Origin of the sequence: Bradyrhizobium sp. LCT2 (assembly GCF_009931255.1) — a bacterium.
Classification (GTDB): Bacteria; Pseudomonadota; Alphaproteobacteria; order Rhizobiales; family Xanthobacteraceae; genus Bradyrhizobium; species Bradyrhizobium diazoefficiens.
On record NZ_CP034432.1, the window covers coordinates 1,044,437 to 1,062,055 of the forward strand.

General features: G+C 64.0%; 15 protein-coding genes and 1 pseudogene. 7 read left to right on the forward strand and 9 right to left on the reverse strand.

Annotated features, from left to right (window positions below):
• Nucleotides 1–53: 53 nt before the first annotated feature.
• From EI171_RS05660 to hemJ, 6 genes and pseudogenes are all read right to left on the reverse strand, one after another.
• Nucleotides 54–908 carry a ParA family protein gene (locus EI171_RS05660; protein WP_011083458.1) on the reverse strand — a complete coding sequence of 285 codons (855 nt, stop codon included), beginning with the start codon at nucleotides 906–908 and terminating at the stop codon, nucleotides 54–56.
• A gap of 29 nt (nucleotides 909–937) precedes the next feature.
• On the reverse strand, nucleotides 938–1,579 hold the full coding sequence (rsmG, locus tag EI171_RS05665; protein WP_171463831.1) for a 16S rRNA (guanine(527)-N(7))-methyltransferase RsmG: 642 nt from the start codon (nucleotides 1,577–1,579) through the stop codon (nucleotides 938–940).
• Between the two features lie 165 nt (nucleotides 1,580–1,744).
• Nucleotides 1,745–3,624: pseudogene (gene mnmG / locus EI171_RS05670) on the reverse strand (tRNA uridine-5-carboxymethylaminomethyl(34) synthesis enzyme MnmG).
• A 471-nt stretch (nucleotides 3,625–4,095) separates the two neighbouring features.
• Complete coding sequence (mnmE, locus tag EI171_RS05675; RefSeq protein WP_161532806.1) at nucleotides 4,096–5,454, reverse strand: tRNA uridine-5-carboxymethylaminomethyl(34) synthesis GTPase MnmE; 1,359 nt, start codon at nucleotides 5,452–5,454, stop codon at nucleotides 4,096–4,098.
• Between the two features lie 315 nt (nucleotides 5,455–5,769).
• A complete protein-coding gene (gene rho / locus EI171_RS05680; protein WP_011083462.1) occupies nucleotides 5,770–7,035 on the reverse strand; it encodes a transcription termination factor Rho in 1,266 nt (421 codons plus the stop codon).
• 250 nt (nucleotides 7,036–7,285) lie between these two features.
• The gene (gene hemJ, locus EI171_RS05685) at nucleotides 7,286–7,708 is read right to left on the reverse strand and encodes a protoporphyrinogen oxidase HemJ (RefSeq protein WP_011083463.1); all 423 of its coding nucleotides are present in this window, start codon (nucleotides 7,706–7,708) and stop codon (nucleotides 7,286–7,288) included.
• A 519-nt stretch (nucleotides 7,709–8,227) separates the two neighbouring features.
• On the opposite strand from hemJ, the gene EI171_RS05690 reads away from it, so the two are divergent.
• From EI171_RS05690 to dnaQ, 4 genes are read left to right on the forward strand one after another with little or no spacing between them, the layout of a single operon-like run.
• The gene (locus EI171_RS05690) at nucleotides 8,228–9,067 is read left to right on the forward strand and encodes a pyruvate, water dikinase regulatory protein (protein WP_028175001.1); all 840 of its coding nucleotides are present in this window, start codon (nucleotides 8,228–8,230) and stop codon (nucleotides 9,065–9,067) included.
• Nucleotides 9,068–9,075: 8 nt separating this feature from the next.
• Nucleotides 9,076–9,684 carry a Maf family nucleotide pyrophosphatase gene (locus EI171_RS05695; RefSeq protein WP_028175002.1) on the forward strand — a complete coding sequence of 203 codons (609 nt, stop codon included), beginning with the start codon at nucleotides 9,076–9,078 and terminating at the stop codon, nucleotides 9,682–9,684.
• A 23-nt stretch (nucleotides 9,685–9,707) separates the two neighbouring features.
• A complete protein-coding gene (gene coaE / locus EI171_RS05700; protein ID WP_011083466.1) occupies nucleotides 9,708–10,307 on the forward strand; it encodes a dephospho-CoA kinase in 600 nt (199 codons plus the stop codon).
• 26 nt (nucleotides 10,308–10,333) lie between these two features.
• Nucleotides 10,334–11,053, forward strand: a complete 720-nt coding sequence (dnaQ, locus tag EI171_RS05705) for a DNA polymerase III subunit epsilon (RefSeq protein ID WP_028175003.1) — start codon at nucleotides 10,334–10,336, stop codon at nucleotides 11,051–11,053.
• Between the two features lie 8 nt (nucleotides 11,054–11,061).
• On the opposite strand, the gene secB is transcribed toward dnaQ, so the two are convergent.
• Nucleotides 11,062–11,547: a protein-export chaperone SecB gene (gene secB / locus EI171_RS05710; RefSeq protein ID WP_060909600.1), complete on the reverse strand. Its 486-nt coding sequence runs from the start codon at nucleotides 11,545–11,547 to the stop codon at nucleotides 11,062–11,064.
• A gap of 416 nt (nucleotides 11,548–11,963) precedes the next feature.
• Here secB and EI171_RS05715 point away from each other — a divergent pair, with 416 nt between their 5' ends.
• The 3 genes from EI171_RS05715 to EI171_RS05725 are packed head-to-tail and all read left to right on the forward strand — an operon-like array spanning nucleotide 11,964 to nucleotide 14,789.
• Complete coding sequence (locus EI171_RS05715) at nucleotides 11,964–12,671, forward strand: Tim44/TimA family putative adaptor protein (protein WP_011083469.1); 708 nt, start codon at nucleotides 11,964–11,966, stop codon at nucleotides 12,669–12,671.
• Nucleotides 12,649–14,202: a murein transglycosylase A gene (locus EI171_RS05720; RefSeq protein ID WP_038965126.1), complete on the forward strand. Its 1,554-nt coding sequence runs from the start codon at nucleotides 12,649–12,651 to the stop codon at nucleotides 14,200–14,202. The genes EI171_RS05715 and EI171_RS05720 overlap by 23 nt, the downstream gene beginning before the upstream one ends.
• Nucleotides 14,199–14,789 (forward strand): Smr/MutS family protein, encoded by a 591-nt coding sequence (locus EI171_RS05725; protein ID WP_011083471.1) that lies wholly within the window; start codon nucleotides 14,199–14,201, stop codon nucleotides 14,787–14,789. The genes EI171_RS05720 and EI171_RS05725 overlap by 4 nt, the downstream gene beginning before the upstream one ends.
• Nucleotides 14,790–14,933: 144 nt before the next feature.
• Here the strand turns inward: EI171_RS05725 and EI171_RS05730 are convergent, their stop codons facing one another.
• A complete protein-coding gene (locus tag EI171_RS05730) occupies nucleotides 14,934–16,058 on the reverse strand; it encodes a hypothetical protein (RefSeq protein ID WP_161532807.1) in 1,125 nt (374 codons plus the stop codon).
• A 221-nt stretch (nucleotides 16,059–16,279) separates the two neighbouring features.
• Nucleotides 16,280–17,584 carry an ATP-dependent protease ATPase subunit HslU gene (hslU, locus tag EI171_RS05735; protein ID WP_060909598.1) on the reverse strand — a complete coding sequence of 435 codons (1,305 nt, stop codon included), beginning with the start codon at nucleotides 17,582–17,584 and terminating at the stop codon, nucleotides 16,280–16,282.
• Nucleotides 17,585–17,619: the final 35 nt, after the last annotated feature.

Consider the following 17,619-nt stretch of genomic DNA (forward strand, 5'->3'; position numbering starts at 1 on the left):
GTGCGGAAGACGGTGGGCACGGCGAAGACGCCTTTGCCCACCCTACGGCATCGTCAATGCGTCGTGCGCAGCTCGCGCTCGCGCTGGATCACTTCGGTGGCAAGCCGCAGATAGGCTTCGCTGCCGACGCATTTGAGATCGTAGACCAGCACCGGCTTGCCGTAGGACGGCGCTTCCGAGATGCGCACGTTGCGCGGGATCATGGTCTTGTAGACCTTCTCGCCCATGAACTGGCGGACGTCGGCGACGACCTGGTTCGAGAGGTTGTTGCGCGAGTCGAACATGGTCAGCACGATGCCGTGGATCGACAGGTTCGGGTTGAGCGTCGAGCGGACCTGCTCCACCGTCTGCAGCAATTGCGACAGACCTTCGAGCGCGAAGAACTCGCACTGGAGCGGCACCAGGATCGCATCGGACGCCGCCATCGCGTTCACCGTCAGAAGGTTGAGCGAGGGCGGGCAGTCGATCAGCACATAGGTGTAATCGGCGTCCGGAGAGACGTTGTTGTTGAGCGCGCCGATCGCGTCGCGCAGCTTGAAGGCGCGGCCGGGCGTGGTGCCGAGCTCGAGCTCGAGGCCGGAGAGGTCCATGGTCGAGGGCGCGATGTGCAGCCGCGGCACCGCCGTCGACACCACCGCCTCGCGCAAGGCCGCTTCGCCGACCAGCACGTCGTAGGTCGAACAGGAACGGTTGCGGCGATCGATGCCGAGGCCGGTCGAGGCGTTGCCCTGCGGATCGAGATCGACGATCAGAACGCGCTCGCCAATCGCGGCGAGCGCCGTGCCAAGATTGATCGCTGTGGTTGTTTTTCCCACGCCGCCTTTTTGATTCGCCAGCGCGAGGATGCGCGGGTGTCCCTGTGGGACCACATCGGTCTGCTCTTGCTGCGGCTCGTCAATCACGCTCATCGCAAATTCCCCACTCGCCCCTGAACGCCTCAGCCGCGCCGTTCGGCGGCATTGAGCTCCACGATCCAGCCGTCACCGGTGCGGCTTTGGTGGAGCTGCGGCTGAATATTCCAATATTTAGCGGCTTCGGTCAATTCAGCCTCTACATCTTGACCCTTTGGAAACAACGCTTTTGCGCCCTGGCGCATTAGCGGCTCCGCAAAGCCGATGAGTTGATGTAGCGGAGCCAGTGCACGCGCGGTGACGCAATCGACCGGGCCGGTGATTCTATCCACATTATCCCCGATCTCAGCGAGATGTACGACTCCCGGAGATGTGGTGATCCGAATTGCTTCGCGCAGGAACGCCGCCTTCTTGGCGATTCGCTCGACGAGGTGGACGCTCGCACCCGGTGTCTCCGCCATGGTGCAGGCCAGGACAACGCCCGGAAATCCGCCGCCGCTACCGAGGTCGGCCCAGCGCCTGGCCGTTGGGGCAAGATCGACGAGCTGAAGCGAGTCGGCGATGTGCCGGGTCCAGAGGTGCGGCAGCGTCGAGGGCGCGACGAGATTGGTCTTGGCCTGCCACTCCCGCAGCAGCGCGATGTAGCGATCGAGCCGGGCCTCGGTTTCACGTGAAACGGGCGCAAGCTTCAGCGCTGCGATCTTGTCCGCCGCTATGACCGAGTCCAACGATCGATCGTTGGCGCTGGCCTTGTTGATCTTCTGGCTGGCCGGTGCAGATCGACCGTCGGGTCCCTCGCCCGCTCCAGATCCTGGTGCTGAAGGTTTCGGCGATGAAGGTCTCGGCGATGACGATCGACCGCCGGCCGGTCCGCGCTGTTTCACGTGAAACGCCTATGCAATTGCCTTTGAGGTCTTCCTTGCCTCGCGCCGGAGATAGGCCGCGAGGATGCCGAGCGCCGCCGGCGTCATGCCATCGATCCGGCCGGCCTGGCCGACCGTGAACGGCCGCGCCTTCTCCAGCTTGGCCCTCACCTCATTGGAGAGACCCGGCACCAGCTGATAATCGACCTCTGACAGCGCCAGCCCCTCGTCGCGCCGGAAGGCTTCGACGTCGGCGCTCTGGCGCTCCAGATAGACGTCGTACTTGGCGTCGATCTCGAGATGGGTGGCGATGACCGGGTCGACCGCCGACAGCTCGGGCCAGATGGCGCGGACCTGGCTCCAACCAATGTCCGGATAGGCCATCAGCTCGAAGGCCGAGCGGCGTTGACCATCCCGGTTCAGGGACAGTCCGTGCTGATCGCCTCATTCGGGGTGATGGTCAGAGACCTCGACAGTGCTCGGGCGGCGTTCAAGGCCTCCATCTTGGTCCGGTGATGCAGGGTCCGGGCGTTCCCAACGCACCCCAGAGCGATGCCCTTCTCGGTCAGACGCTGATCGGCATTGTCGGCCCGCAGCGTCAGCCGGTACTCGGCCCGCGAGGTGAACATCCGATAGGGCTCGCTGATCCCCCGAGTGACGAGGTCGTCGATCATCACGCCGAGATAGCCGTCGGCGCGGTCGAACACCGTTAACGCGGCCCCGCTGGCGGCCAACGCCGCGTTCAACCCGGCCACGATGCCCTGCCCGGCGGCCTCCTCGTATCCGGTGGTGCCATTGATCTGCCCGGCCAGGAACAGGCCGCGCAGACGCTTGGTCTGGAGGGTCGGATCGAGCTCGCGGGGATCGACGTGGTCGTATTCGATGGCGTAGCCCGGGCGCACCATCTTGACCCGCTCCAAGCCGGGAATGCTGGCGAGGATCGCGAGCTGGACCTCCTCCGGCAGCGAGGTCGAGATGCCGTTGGGATAGACGGTGCTGTCGTCGAGCCCTTCCGGCTCCAGGAAGATCTGGTGGCCGTCGCGGTCACCGAACCGGACGATCTTGTCCTCGATCGAGGGGCAATAGCGCGGTCCGGAGCTCTTGATCTGGCCGGAGTACATCGGGGAGCGATGGACATTGGCCCGGATCACCTCATGGGTCGCGGCCGTGGTCCGGGTGATCCCGCACTGGATCTGCGGGGTCGTGATCCGGTCGGTCATGACCGAGAACGGCTCCGGCGGTTCGTCTCCGGGCTGCATTTCCACCGCCGACCAGTCGATCGTCGTGCCGTCCAGACGCGGCGGAGTGCCGGTCTTCAGCCGTCCCAGGGTGAAGCCGGCACGCTCGAAGGAGCTTGAAAGGCCCATCGCGGGCGCCTCGCCGACGCGGCCGGCGGGCCAGTTCTTCTCACCGAGATGGATCAGACCACGCAGGAAGGTGCCGGTGGTGACAACAATGGACCCGGCCCCGAACTCCCGGCCGTCGGCCAGGCGAAGACCGGTCACCCGGCCCTCGACCACGATCAGCTCGTCGGCCTCACCCTCGATGACGGAAAGACCCTCGGTCTCCCGGATCGCGGCCTGCATCGCGGCGGCATAAAGCTTCCGGTCGGCCTGGGCCCGGGGGCCGCGGACCGCGGGGCCCTTGCGGCGATTGAGGACACGAAACTGGATGCCGCCGGCATCGCCGACCCGGCCCATCAGACCATCCAGCGCATCGACCTCGCGGACGAGATGGCCCTTGCCGAGACCGCCGATGGCCGGATTGCAGGACATCGCGCCGACAGTGGAAAAACGATGCGTCACCAGAACGGTCGCGGCGCCCATCCGGGCAGACGCAGCCGCGGCTTCACAACCGGCGTGGCCGCCGCCAATCACGATGACGTCGAAACTCTCTCGCTCTGGTCGCATGGGCGGACTTCTAGCTCAGCGGCGGAGAAGCCGGAAGTGGAAACTCGGTGAGCTGGTTGTTTCACGTGAAACAGGGCAACTGGGCTCGGTCGAAGTGGGTTTCGCGAAAACAACCCCATGCACAGTAGGCTGGGGTTTGAAATCACTATGTTTCACGTGAAACGAAATGGACCCCGACGATGCAGGAAGGGGCGACGACGGGACAATCATCCGTCGACGCGAAGCAATCCAGACTGTCTCCGGCGGAGGCGGTCTGGATTGCTTCGTCGCAAGAGCTCCTCGCAATGACGAGACTGAGCACGTGCCCTGCTCCAAATCGCCACCGTTTCGCAGCGAGGTCAGATCGAGTGCACCAAGGCCGGTTTCACGAGAAATAGGCCCACTCGCCTTCCCCGTGAATGGAACCGCTCCTGTTTCACGTGAAACAACAAGGAATGGAACAAGCACTAGTTCTACAATGAAGAACTAGCGCTACTTTCCGATACAGAATTTCTGGAAGATGGCCCCAAGGACGTCTTCAACGTCCACCCGGCCCAACAGCCGGCCCAGGGCATAGGCGGCGGAACGAAGCTCCTCGGCCGCCAGCTCTTCGCCCTCTTCTACAAGCTCCAGACTCCGGCGCAAGCTGTCTGACGCCTGACGCAACAGATCGCGTTGGCGGGCCCGGGTCACCAATGCGCCCTCACTGGTTCCAAAGAACTCGGCGGCGAACTTCACGAGGGCGTCGACCAGCTCGCGTATCCCGTCGCCGCGGCTCGCCGAGATCCCGAACTCGCCCCGCGGCCCGTCGTCCCCGACCCCGCCGAGATCGATCTTGTTGCGCACGATCCAGACCGCGCCGCCGGACGGATGGCTGCCATCGCCGGACGTCCACAGCGAACGCATCGCCGCCGGATCGGCGGCCTGCTCCCCCTCCACCAGCCACAGCACGAGGTCGGCGTCCTCGGCTCGCGCACGGGCGCGGCGCACACCCTCCTGCTCCACGGGATCATCGGTCTCGCGAATGCCGGCGGTGTCGATGACAGTGACCGGATAGCCATCGAGATCGAGCTGCACCTCGATCACGTCGCGCGTGGTGCCGGCATGTGGCGACACGATCGCGACATCTCGGCGCGCGAGCTGATTCATCAGCGTCGACTTGCCAACATTCGGCTCGCCGGCGATGGCAACCACCATTCCATCGCGCAGGCGTTCAGAATGTCCCTGTGCCGCAAGCACTTCTGTGATTTCGATGTGGAGCGCCTTGATCGCCTTCACCGCCGGCGCCCTCAGCTCCGCCGGCACATCGCCCTCGTCGGAAAAATCGATGCCGGCTTCGATCAGTGCCGAAGCCTCGATGATTCGCTCGCGCCAGTCGCGCGCGCGGTTGCCGAGCAGCCCCTGCAGTTGACGCAACGCCTGGCGGCGCTGGCGGTCGGTGTCGGCATGGATGAGGTCGTCGAGGCCCTCGGCTTCGGTCAGATCGAGCTTGCCGTTCTCGAAGGCGCGTCGCGTGAACTCGCCGGGCTCGGCCGCCCGCATATTCGGAATTACAGAAATAGCGGCCAGGAGCGCCGCCAGCACGGCGCGGCCGCCATGGACGTGGAATTCGGCGACGTCCTCACCGGTCGCGCTTGCCGGCCCCGGAAACCAGAGCACGACCGCGTCGTCGATCGGCTGGCCTGTCCCGTCACGGAGCAGCCGGCGGCTGGCCTGCCGCGGTGCCGGCAGCTTGCCCGCCAGCGTCGTCAGCACCAGGCTGGCCTGGGCGCCCGAGACCCGCACCACGGCGATCGCGCTCGGCGGACGGCCCGACGACAGAGCGAAGATGGTCTGGTCTCGCGGATGCATGGCCTATTTGTCCAGCCGCCGGGGAAAAGGCAAATATCCGTTTCGGCCGATACGCCCGCACGGTTTTGCTGCACCAATTCTCGCAGCAAAAGCGCTTATTGCATCGCAGCATAGGCACAGCATTCTGCTGCAAAAGTCTCTCCGCCTTGGCTACCAGACTTAGGCGAAAATCAAGTATTATCTAGCTATGTCAACGTATTAATAGAGATCAGGTGAGACGGCGAACCGCTCGCCATGCTGCACCCTCGCTGCAACAAGGCCGCACAAAAGAAAAGGGCGCCCGAAGGCGCCCTCCAATCCTTTGCTGCACCGCACTCAGGTGTTCATGGAGTCGAAGAACTCCGAATTGCTCTTGGTCGAGCGCAGCTTGTCGAGCAGGAAGTCGATCGCATCCATGGTGCCCATCGGGTTCAGGATGCGGCGGAGCACGTACATCTTCTTGAGCACCTGCGGATCGGTGATGAGCTCCTCCTTGCGGGTACCGGAGCGCGAGATGTCGATCGCCGGGAAGGTCCGCTTGTCCGAGACCTTGCGGTCGAGGATCAGCTCGGAGTTACCGGTGCCCTTGAACTCTTCGAAGATCACTTCGTCCATGCGGCTGCCGGTATCGACCAGCGCGGTCGCGATGATGGTCAGCGAGCCGCCCTCCTCGATGTTGCGGGCGGCACCGAAGAAGCGCTTCGGGCGCTGCAGCGCGTTGGCGTCGACACCGCCGGTCAGCACCTTGCCGGACGACGGCACCACGGTGTTGTAGGCGCGGCCGAGACGCGTGATCGAATCGAGCAGGATCACGACGTCGCGGCCATGCTCGACCAGGCGCTTGGCCTTCTCGATCACCATCTCGGCGACCTGGACGTGGCGCACCGCCGGTTCGTCGAAGGTCGAGGACACGACCTCGCCCTTCACCGAGCGCTGCATGTCCGTGACTTCTTCCGGACGCTCGTCGATCAGAAGCACGATCAGATAGCATTCGGGATGATTGTGCGTGATCGAATGCGCGATGTTCTGCATCAGCACGGTTTTACCCGTGCGCGGCGGCGCCACGATCAAGGCGCGCTGGCCCTTGCCGATCGGCGCGACGATGTCGATCACCCTTGCAGAAAGGTCTTTTCGCGTCGGGTCGTCGATTTCCATGCGGAAGCGCTGGTTCGGAAACAGCGGCGTGAGGTTGTCGAAATTGACCTTGTGCTTGGCCTTTTCCGGGTCCTCGAAATTGAGCGTGTTGACCTTCAGCAGCGCGAAATAGCGCTCGCCCTCTTTCGGGCTGCGGATGTGGCCTTCGATGGTGTCGCCGGTACGCAGGCCAAAACGGCGGATCTGCGAAGGCGAAACGTAGATATCGTCCGGGCCCGGCAGATAATTGGCATCGGGCGAACGAAGAAAGCCGAAGCCGTCGGAGAGCACCTCGACGACGCCTTCGCCGACGATGTCGGTCTCAGCGAGCGAAAGCTGCTTGAGGATGGCGAACAGCAGCTCCTGCTTGCGCATGGTGCTGGCATTCTCGACCCCATTCTCTTCCGCGAACGAGACGAGCTCGGCCGGGGTTTTCGACTTGAGGTCCTGGAGTTTAATTTCCCGCATTGGGGTGGTCCTGTGGGGTAACCTTAGGGAGGGGGTGCGAGGAGGCTCTGAAATGCGGACGAGAAGGAAGATAGGGTCCGCAGGTCTGGCAAGGTGAGTGCCGGTGAGGCTTCAAACCTGATGCGGTGTCCGGCCTCTGGAAAGCTCGGACACAACCACATCCGCCTGCGTTGGGTGGGATATCGCCAATATAGAAAATCGCCCCTCACTGCGCAAGCCGAAGCGCTGGGCGATCAATCGAGATCGCTGCCTAGAACGGTTTCACGATCACCATGATGACGATGAAAATCATCAGGGCGGTCGGCACCTCATTGATAATCCGATAGAATTTCTGACTTCGGGGACGCCGGTCGGCAGCGAAATCCTTCAACCAGCGGGAAAAAAAGCCGTGGACCGCGGACAACGCCAGGACCAGTGCCAGTTTTACGTGCAGCCAACCGGATGCAAACCAATGGCCGGACCAGGCGAGATAGAGCCCGGCGAGCCAGGTGATGATCATGGCCGGGTTGATGATCGCCTTGAGCAGCCGGCGCTCCATGACCTTGAACGTTTCCGACTGCTTGGAGCCGATTTCGGCCTCGCAATGATAGACGAACAGCCGCGGCAGATAGAGCATGCCCGCCATCCAGGAAATGACGGCGATCACGTGCAGCGCCTTGATCCACTCGTACATGCCGGCGGCCTCCTTTTCTTGTTTCGACGCGCTTTCTCGAGGCGAACCGGAATCCGCTTCGCTCGATAACGCTTCTGCTCACCAAACAGTGGATGGAATGAGCCCGGTAAGAATTCATTCATAGATGGGAGCGCACACTTATCCGAGCGCTCCGCTTATCTAAACCTAAACTTTTAGAATCTTAAGGTTTGAGTCTTAGTGACCGTGGATTGGACTCACACAATTCCGTCCGCCACTTCCCGAGTGCTTGTTCACATCCATCAACATATCCCGCGTGGGCCTCGGCGGATCCGATAAGCCGTCCGGGCTCAAGGGCTTGCGTGCGCCCGTCGACAGCCTATCAAGGGGGTTATCCGCGCAATCCCGCTTCCCTCTCGGCGGGCCGCCGGACTTGTTCTCACGGGCAGTGGTGTGAAGAAAATTGGCACTTGTCCCGCCCCTGGTGTCGCGCAACCCTTTCCGAGGGGTTAAGCTCCACAGAAATCCACACATCACACCGCCCTCATACAAAGAGTTTTTGTGCCGACCTCGAACAATTATTTCCATCTGCACCTCGTATCCGACTCCACCGGCGAGACGCTGATCACCGTCGCGCGCGCTGTCGCCGCGCAGTATGCGAACGTCACGCCGGTCGAGCATGTCTATCCGCTGGTGCGCAGCCAGAAGCAGCTCGACCGCGTGCTCGACGAGATCGAGGAGGCGCCGGGCATCGTGCTGTTCACGTTGCTCGAGAAGGATCTGGTCTTCCGGCTCGAGGACAAGTGCAAAGGGATCAATGTTCCGAGCCTGTCGATCATCGGCCCGGTGATGCAATTGTTCGAGGCGTATCTTGGGGCCGCGACCACGGGGCGCGTCGGCGCGCAGCACGTGCTCAACGCGGAATATTTCAAGCGCATCGATGCGCTGAACTACACGATGATCCATGACGACGGTCAGCATGTCGAAGGTCTCGACGATGCCGACGTGGTGCTCGTCGGTGTCTCCCGCACCTCGAAGACGCCGACGTCGATCTACCTCGCCAATCGCGGCATCCGCACCGCCAACGTGCCGCTGGTGCCGGGCATTCCGGTGCCGGTGCAACTGGAGACATTGACGCGGCCGCTGGTGGTGAGCCTGCATGCGACACCGGAACGTTTGATCCAGGTCCGTCAGAACCGCCTGCTCTCCATGGGCGCCGACTCCAGCAGCGACACTTATACCGACAGGCAGTCCGTCGCCGAGGAGGTCGCGTTCGCCCGCAAGCTCAGCGCCAAGCACGACTGGCCGCTGCTCGACGTCACGCGGCGCTCGATCGAGGAAACCGCCGCGGCGATCATGAAGCTCTACAGCGATCGCCAGCGCAACCGGCCCTCGGAATAGTTTTCGCGATGAGTTTGTGGCGCGGCAAATCTCCGTTGATCCTGGCCTCGCAAAGTAGCGCGCGAAAGATGCTGCTGGCGAATGCCGGGCTGGAGTTCATAGCGATCAAGGCCGACATCGACGAGCGCGGCATCCAGGCTGCGTCGAAGCTCTCGAGTCCTCGCGACATCGGTCTTTTGCTGGCACGGGAAAAGGCCAAGGCCGTCTCGGCCAATCATCGGGGAAGCCATGTCATCGGCGCCGACCAGACCCTGGCCCTTGGCGAGCGTCTCTTCAACAAGCCCGCCGGCCGCGCGCAGGCGATGGCGCAATTGCGTGATCTCGCCGGCAACTGCCATGAGCTGAATTCGGCGGTGGCCGTGGCACATGACGGCAAGATTGTCTTCGAGGACGTCTCGGTGGCCCGCATGACCATGCGACAGATGAGCGAGGCGGAGCTTTCGGCCTATCTCGACGCGGCCGGCGACGCCGTGACGACCAGCGTAGGCGCTTATCAGCTCGAGGGCCTCGGCATTCACCTGTTCGAGCGCATCGAGGGCGACCATTTCACCATTTTGGGTTTGCCGCTGCTGCCGCTGCTTGCGTTCCTGCGGAGCGAACAGCTAATTGCAGTTTGAATGACGGACGTGGTTGTGCGCTGATGCGGATCCTGGGACTGACCGGCTCGATCGGGATGGGCAAATCGACCACCGCGAAATTGTTCGCGGAGGCCGGCGTCCCCGTCTACGACGCCGATGCCGCCGTCCATCAGCTTTACGAGGGCGAGGCGGCGCCTGCGATCGAAGCCGCCTTCCCCGGCACCACCGCGAACGGCAAGGTCGATCGGCCAAAACTGTCGGCGCGCGTCGTGCACGATCCCGCCGCGATCAAGCAGCTCGAGCAGATCGTCCATCCGATGCTCGGCGCCTCCCGGCAAAAATTCTTTGCCGACGCCGAAGCCGCTAATGCGCCGGTCGTGGTGCTGGATATCCCGCTGCTGTTCGAGACCGGTGGCGAGAAGCGCGTTGACGCCGTCGTTGTGGTCTCGACCTCGCCAGAACTGCAGCGCGAGCGGGTGCTGGCGCGGGGCACGATGGACGAGGCCAAGCTCAACGCCATCATCGCCAAGCAGACGCCCGACGCGGAAAAGCGCAAGCGGGCCGATTTCGTAGTGGATACGTCACACGGACTTGAACCGGTGCGGGCGCAAATTGCGCACATCCTGGCCGAGGTCGTTAAGATGCCGCAGCGGCGAGCCTGATTCGCCGTCCCACACGGCTCCTGATCATGCGTGAAATCGTCCTCGACACTGAAACCACAGGCCTCGATCCACTCCGCGGCGATCGCCTGGTCGAAATCGGCTGTGTCGAGATGTTCAACCGCATGCCGACGGGGCAGACGTATCACGTCTACATCAATCCCGAACGGGACATGCCGGCGGAAGCCTTTGCGGTGCACGGGCTGTCGGCCGAATTTTTGTCGACCAAGCCGCTGTTCCACGAGGTCGCCGACGCGTTCCTGGAGTTCATCGGCGATGCGCCGCTGGTGATCCACAACGCCTCGTTCGACATCAGCTTCATCAATGCCGAGCTCGACCGGATCAAGCGCGCCGCGATCCCGCGCGAGCAGCTGGTGGACACGCTGCTGCTGGCCCGGCGCAAGCATCCGGGCGTGTCCAACCGGCTCGACGATCTCTGCTCGCGCTATGCGATCGACAATTCCCGCCGCACCAAGCACGGCGCGCTGCTCGACGCCGAGCTTCTGGCCGAGGTCTACGTCGATCTGGTCGGGGCGAGGCAGTCGCAGCTGCTGCTGGCTTCGGAAGCCGAGGAAATTCGCATCAATGCGGCTGGCGATACGCCGCGGCGGCAGCGGCCGACGCCGCTTGCGCCGCGGATTTCCGACGCCGAGCGCGAGGCCCACAGGGCCTTCATCGCAACGCTCGGCGACAAGGCGATCTGGAACGAGTTTTTGCCCGCTCCAGTTACCGTCAATCCGGCTGGTTAGGCCTGATTTTAGGCTTGGCCGGTCTGACCACCGGCGGCCATTTGCCGCTCCATGTTCTGGCGATACAGACCGACGAAATCGACCGGATCCAGCATCAGCGGCGGGAACCCGCCGTCGCGCACGGCCGTGGCGATGATCTCGCGGGCGAACGGGAACAGCAGACGCGGGCATTCGATCATGACCAGCGGGTGCAGGTTCTCCTTCGGCACGTTGACGATCCGGAACACGCCGGCATAGGCGAGCTCGAACGAGAACATCACCTTGCCCGCGGTCTCGGCCTTGCCCTCGACCGACAGAGTCACCTCGAATTCCTGTTCGCTGAGGTTATTGGCGCCGACATTGATCTGGATATTGATCTGGGGCGGCTGGCCCTGCTGCTGGAGCGAGCTCGGCGCGTTCGGATTTTCGAACGAAAGGTCCTTGGTATATTGCGCCAGCACGTTGAGCTGGGGAGCCGGGGCCGCCTCGGGAGGGGTGCCGTTACCGTTGGTCATGAAAGTCTCTCCTTACCCGATTGGGGCTGAATTTCGCGGCGGTTGGCTAACATAGGGCCGCCTCGTTCCACAAGGACGAACGGCCCCGGAGGGGATACCCCGGCCGCGGCCACATCTGTGACGCTCACTCCGGCCTCCCGGCCCAATCGCAGGTTAAACGATTGAAGATGCGCGATTTCCGGGCATGATCGGGTTTCCCCTTAAGCATAAAACGCGCTACACTTCGTGCTGTGCCAAAAGGCGCCATTGGCCGGGCAAGATTTCGTGCCTACATCCCACGGACCTGACGTGCGGACCCGAAATGGTGATGTAGACTTGCCGTTCCCGTATGGAACGGTCTACTGGCCGGATTGATTTTCCCGGCGGCGACCCTTCTAGGCGGCCCCTTCTAGAGAAGACCAGAAAGCGAATACCTCGTGGACATCTACACCATCATCTTCCTGGCGCTGGCGGTCTTTATTTTTCTGCGGCTGCGCAGCGTGCTGGGGCAGCGCACGGGCAACGAGCGGCCGCCGTTCGACCATACTGCCGCCCGCAACGCGCTGGGGGGCGCCCAGGACAAGAACGTCGTGACCATGCCGGGCAAGGTGATCGACCAGGCTCCGCTGGCGCCGACGGTCGAGCCGACCCCGCCCTCCGACCGGTGGAAGGGCCTGACCGAGCCGGGCACCGCGCTCGCGCAGGGTCTCGACGCCATCGTCGACAAGGATTCCACCTTCGACCCGCGCCACTTCATCTCGGGCGCCCGCGGCGCCTATGAGATGATCGTGCTGGCCTTTGCCAATGGCGACCGCCGCGCGCTGCGCGACCTGCTGTCGTCGGAGGTCTATGAAAGCTTCGACGCCGCGATCAAGGAGCGCGAGAAGAACGAGCAGAAGACCGAGACGCGCTTCGTCTCGATCGACAAGGCCGAACTCGTCGGCGCCGAGCTGCGCGACCGCACCGCCCAGCTCACCATCCGCTTCGTCTCGCAGATGATCTCGGCCACCCGCGACAAGGCCGGCAACATCGTCGACGGCAGCGCCGATACGGTCGCCGACATCACCGACATCTGGACTTTCGCCCGCGACATCACCTCTCGCGATCCGAACTGGAAGCTGGTTGGCACCGGAAGCGCGAATTAAGGTCTTCCTGAAGACCAGCGCGACGGCGCTTTGCGCGGGTGTCGTCGTGCTGTCGTCGTTTTCGCTCGGCGCCGAGGCGGCGCGGCGCCACTACCGCAGCCACCATCACCATCTCCCGCAATTGCCCGCCACCCCGCCGCGGGCCTTGCCCTATCCGCAGCTCCCCCTGCCGTTCGAGATATCAGGCGCGCAATACCTGCCGCTGGCCTGGGCCGATGTGAAAGGCTGGAGCGATGACGATCATCTCGCAGCCTACAAGACGTTCCGCGCGAGCTGCCGGTCGATCAACGCGCAGACCGTCGCTCCCGAGCCCAAGAGTGAATACAAGGCGCTGGGGGCATCGCTGAGCGAACCGTGCCGGGCCGCCAAATCGCTCGAGCTCAGCGACGACGCCAAGGCGAAAACCTTCTTCGAGGAGAATTTTGCGCCGCTGCGCATTTCGCGCCTCGGCGAGCCCGACGGTTTCGTCACCGGCTATTACGAGCCGGTGCTGGAGGGATCGCGGACGCAGACCGACGTCTACAATGTCCCGGTCTATCGCCGGCCTTCGAACCTCTTCGTGCGCGGCTACAAGCAGGATTCGGTCAGCCTGCCCAACAAGGGCCCGGTCTATCGCAAGATCGGCCGCCGCAAGCTGGTGCCCTATTACGACCGCGGCGAGATCGAGGACGGCAAGATCGCGGGCCGCGGGCTCGAGATCGCCTGGCTGAAGGACCCGACCGATCTGTTGTTCGCGCAGATCCAGGGCTCGGCGCGGATCAAGTTCGACGACGGCACGACGCTCCGGCTCAACTATGACGCCTATAACGGCTACCCCTACACGGCCGTCGGGCGCATCCTGATCGAGCGCGGCATCATTCCGAAGGAAGAGATGTCGATGCAGAAGATCCGGGAATGGATGGCGCAGAACCCCGATGGCGCCAAGGAGCTGCGGCGCCAGAACCGCGCCTACATTTTCTTCCGCGAGGTCAATCTCTCGGACAAGGACGAGGCGGTGGGCGCGCAGGGCATTCCGCTGACGGCCGGCCGCTCGATCGCGGTCGACAAATCGCTGCATGTCTACGGTACGCCGTTCTTCATCGAGGGCGAGCTGCCGATCGACTCCGAGCGCTCCAAGACGCCGTTCCATCGGCTGATGATCGCGCAGGACACCGGCTCGGCCATCATCGGTCCCGCGCGCGCCGATCTCTATTTCGGCGCCGGCGCGGATGCCGGCCGCGTCTCCGGCCGGCTGCGCCATCCCATGCATTTCGTGATGCTGGTGCCGAAGAGCCTCGATCCGACGCCACGCGCGGCGCGGCTGCCGGTGCCGGATCCGCGGCCCTCGGAGAAGATTGCAAAGCTGTTTCCGCAAACCGAACCTGCTAAGGATCAGGCCAAGCCGGCGGCTCCGGCCGCAGCCGTGGCGCCAGGCAAGGGTGAGACGGTCGCTGTCGCCAGCCCTGTCCCGTTGCCGGTGCCGCGTCCCGTGATCGAGCCTGTTCAAGAGCTGCGGCGGCCGGCGAAAAATCGTCCCCATCGGCAGCAATGAAACGATCGTCCCGTCCGCCCGTGCTGGAGCCTCGCCCCTCGCCGCGCCGCCGCGCGCTGAGCGAGGATGAGCGCGAGCTGTGGGATACGGTCGCAAAACAGGTCAAGCCGCTGAGGAAGCATCGTGCGCCGAAGGCGCATCCCGCGTCGCGACCAGAACCATCACCCGCTGCGCCGGCCACGCGACCTGCGCCGTCGCCACGTCCGATTGCTGCGGCGCCGGCGCCGCGTGCCGCCAAGCCGTCCGTCCCGCCTTTGGCGCCGCTCGGCAAGCGCGAGCGCACAAAGCTGTCGCGCGGCCGCAGCGAGATCGAGGCGCGGCTCGATCTGCACGGCATGACCCAGACGCGCGCGCATCGCGCCTTGACCGGTTTCCTGCACCGCGCCCATCACGACGGCTTGACTTTCGTGCTCGTCATCACCGGCAAGGGCCGGAGCGGCGGCGAAAGCGGCGTGCTCCGCCGGCAGGTACCGGAATGGCTGAGCCTGCCGGAATTCCGCGCCTTCGTCGTCGGCTTCGAGACGGCGCATATTGGCCATGGCGGCGAGGGCGCGCTTTACGTGCGGATCAGGCGGGCGAGATTTTAGCGGTTCTACACCTCTCCCGCCTGCGGGAGAGGTCGGCGCGCTCGAAGAGCGCGGCGGGTGAGGGTTCTTTCGTCTTGGGGAATCCCGCTGCGGTGACACCCCCACCCCAGCCCTCCCCCGCAAGCGGGAGAGGGAGTGCACCGTCTAAAACGGCCGCACGATTCCGACGCGCGGGATCAGCGTGATGACCAGGCCGAAGATGTCAGTGTTGCGATCCCCGGCTGGGATCAGCGGGGTCTCCTGTTTGGCCGGCAGCATCTTCACCGCATGCAGGATCAGGAACATGCAGACCGCCCAGTTCGAGATCCAGCGCGAATAGTCGAACACCATCGCGAACATCACGAGATAGGCGAGGCTGACGCCAATCAGCGCGGCGATGACGAGGCGCCGGTGCATCTCGCTTGCGAGCGCGCCGATCAGGTTCGCAAAATAGCGCCATAGCGGCGTGTGCAGACAGATCAGAAGCGCAAACACCGGCAGGCCGAGGATGTTGTGCGGCAGACGGCCCCAGGTGTCCAAGATCTCCTTCGCCAGCGGCTGGTACCAGATGTAGCTGAATTGCAAGAGGTCGGTGCGGGAGGGATCGGCCATCCGGGTCTTCAGATACGCGACGAAATCCGCTTCCGGGATCGGCATCGTTCCCAGGAATTGGGCCGCGAAGAACAGCGCGGAGACGACCGCGAGGGCGACCACGCCGAACGCGACGTTGCTGCGATTGCAGCCGCAGGCGAGATAGTGCCTGATCACGACGATGGCGATGATGGTCGGCACGTACATCAAGAGATGAATGTGGTGGATCAGCACGAGCACGATCGAGAACAGCGCCGCCGTCGCCACGAACAGCAATGAGCCCGCCGGCATCAGCAGCAGGATGATCGTCAGCGCGCAGCCATAGATGTCGAAATGGCCGAGCGTGTGCATGAAGTTCTTCAGGAAGAACGGCGAGCCCGCGATGAACACGAACAGCGGCAGCGTCTTCGCGGCAAAGCCGAAGGTCTTTTGAAACAACCTTGCGAATAGCGCCAGCGTCACCAGCCACGTCATGCCGCCGAGTGCGAACACCAGCCAGACCGGCACCTTCGCCGTGAACAGCGCGACGACCGCCCCGATCAGCGCGCGCTTGATGAAGCCGAAATGGTAGTCGACGAGCAGGTGGATGTAGGGGACGTAGGGCGGCAGCTGGATCTTGTGAACGAACACGCCGACGATGACCACGGCGTTGATCGCGAGCAGCAGGCGCCAGGGGTTTTTCTGGAGGTTAGCGAGCATGTGGCACTCGACGCGCGTCAACCCCCGCCGTCGTCCCGGACAAGCGAGCTCGTGGCAACGCGCAGCGTTGTCCGGAGCGTGCGCAGATCCGGGACCTATAACCACCGCAGGTTGTTTGAGCCGAGATCAGAGCCGCCATCTTGCTTCAACAATATCCGCTGGTGGAATGGGTCCTGGCTTTCGCCAGGACGACGGCGGATAGATAGCGGACAAGCCCGGAATTACAAAATAAACCGGCTCAGATCGGCGTTCTTGGCGAGGTCGCCGACGTGCTTCTGTACGAAATCGGCATCGACCCGGATGGTCTCGCCGTTGCGGTCGGGGGCGGTGAAGGAGATCTCGTCCAGCACCCGCTCCATCACCGTCTGGAGCCGCCGCGCGCCGATGTTCTCGACGGTCGAGTTGACGGCGACCGCGACGTCGGCGAGCGCGTCGATGGCGTTGTCGGTGATGTCGAGCGTGACGCCCTCGGTCTGCATCAGGGCAACATATTGCTTGATCAGCGAGGCCTCGGGCTCGGTCAGGATGCGGCGCATGTCGTCACGGGTCAACGCCTGGAGCTCGACGCGGATCGGCAGGCGGCCCTGCAATTCCGGCAACAGGTCCGACGGCTTGGCGACATGGAAGGCGCCGGAGGCAATGAACAGGATGTGGTCGGTCTTCACCGCGCCGTGCTTGGTCGAGACCGTGGTACCCTCGATCAGCGGCAGCAGGTCGCGCTGCACGCCCTCGCGCGAGACGTCGCCGCCGACGCGGCCGTCGCGGGCGCAGATCTTGTCGATCTCGTCCAGGAACACGATGCCGTTGTTCTCGACCGCGCTGATCGCTTCCAGCGTCAGCTGCTCGGTGTCCAGCAGCTTGTCGGATTCCTCGTTGACGAGGATCTCGTGCGAGCTTTCCACCGTGAGCCGCCGGGTCTTGCTGCGGCCGCCCAGCTTGCCGAAGATGTCGCCGATCGAGATCGCGCCCATCTGCGCGCCCGGCATGCCCGGGATCTCGAACATCGGCATGCCGCCGCCGGAGGACTGCGTCTCGATCTCGATCTCCTTGTCGTTGAGTTCGCCCGCCCGCAGCTTCTTGCGGAAGGATTCCCGCGTCGCCGAGCTCGCATTGGCGCCGACCAGGGCGTCGAGCACGCGCTCCTCGGCGGCGAGCTGGGCGCGCGCCTGCACGTCCTTGCGCTTGCGCTCGCGCACCTGGGCGATCGCGACCTCGACGAGATCGCGCACGATCTGCTCGACGTCGCGGCCGACATAGCCGACCTCGGTGAACTTCGTCGCCTCGACCTTCAGGAACGGCGCATTGGCAAGCTTGGCCAGTCGCCGCGCGATCTCGGTCTTGCCGACGCCGGTGGGGCCGATCATCAGGATGTTCTTCGGCAGCACCTCCTCGCGCAAGGAACCTTCGAGCTGCTGCCGCCGCCAGCGGTTGCGCAGCGCGATCGAGACGGCGCGCTTGGCGTCGGTCTGGCCGACGATGAAACGGTCGAGTTCGGAAACGATTTCGCGGGGAGAGAAGTCTGTCATGGGACCTTAGCTAGGGTCAGATGCGGGCCGGGACA

What these genes read in the sequence shown, in the direction of transcription:
- hslU (WP_060909598.1), bottom strand. Translation starts at nt 17,584, where the DNA reads ATGACAGACTTCTCTCCCCGCGAAATCGTTTCCGAACTCGACCGTTTC.
- secB (WP_060909600.1), bottom strand. Translation starts at nt 11,547, where the DNA reads ATGACCAACGGTAACGGCACCCCTCCCGAGGCGGCCCCGGCTCCCCAG.
- EI171_RS05730 (WP_161532807.1), bottom strand. Translation starts at nt 16,058, where the DNA reads ATGCTCGCTAACCTCCAGAAAAACCCCTGGCGCCTGCTGCTCGCGATC.
- rho (WP_011083462.1), bottom strand. Translation starts at nt 7,035, where the DNA reads ATGCGGGAAATTAAACTCCAGGACCTCAAGTCGAAAACCCCGGCCGAG.
- EI171_RS05660 (WP_011083458.1), bottom strand. Translation starts at nt 908, where the DNA reads ATGAGCGTGATTGACGAGCCGCAGCAAGAGCAGACCGATGTGGTCCCA.
- hemJ (WP_011083463.1), bottom strand. Translation starts at nt 7,708, where the DNA reads ATGTACGAGTGGATCAAGGCGCTGCACGTGATCGCCGTCATTTCCTGG.
- dnaQ (WP_028175003.1), top strand. Translation starts at nt 10,334, where the DNA reads ATGCGTGAAATCGTCCTCGACACTGAAACCACAGGCCTCGATCCACTC.
- mnmE (WP_161532806.1), bottom strand. Translation starts at nt 5,454, where the DNA reads ATGCATCCGCGAGACCAGACCATCTTCGCTCTGTCGTCGGGCCGTCCG.
- EI171_RS05695 (WP_028175002.1), top strand. Translation starts at nt 9,076, where the DNA reads ATGAGTTTGTGGCGCGGCAAATCTCCGTTGATCCTGGCCTCGCAAAGT.
- EI171_RS05725 (WP_011083471.1), top strand. Translation starts at nt 14,199, where the DNA reads ATGAAACGATCGTCCCGTCCGCCCGTGCTGGAGCCTCGCCCCTCGCCG.
- coaE (WP_011083466.1), top strand. Translation starts at nt 9,708, where the DNA reads ATGCGGATCCTGGGACTGACCGGCTCGATCGGGATGGGCAAATCGACC.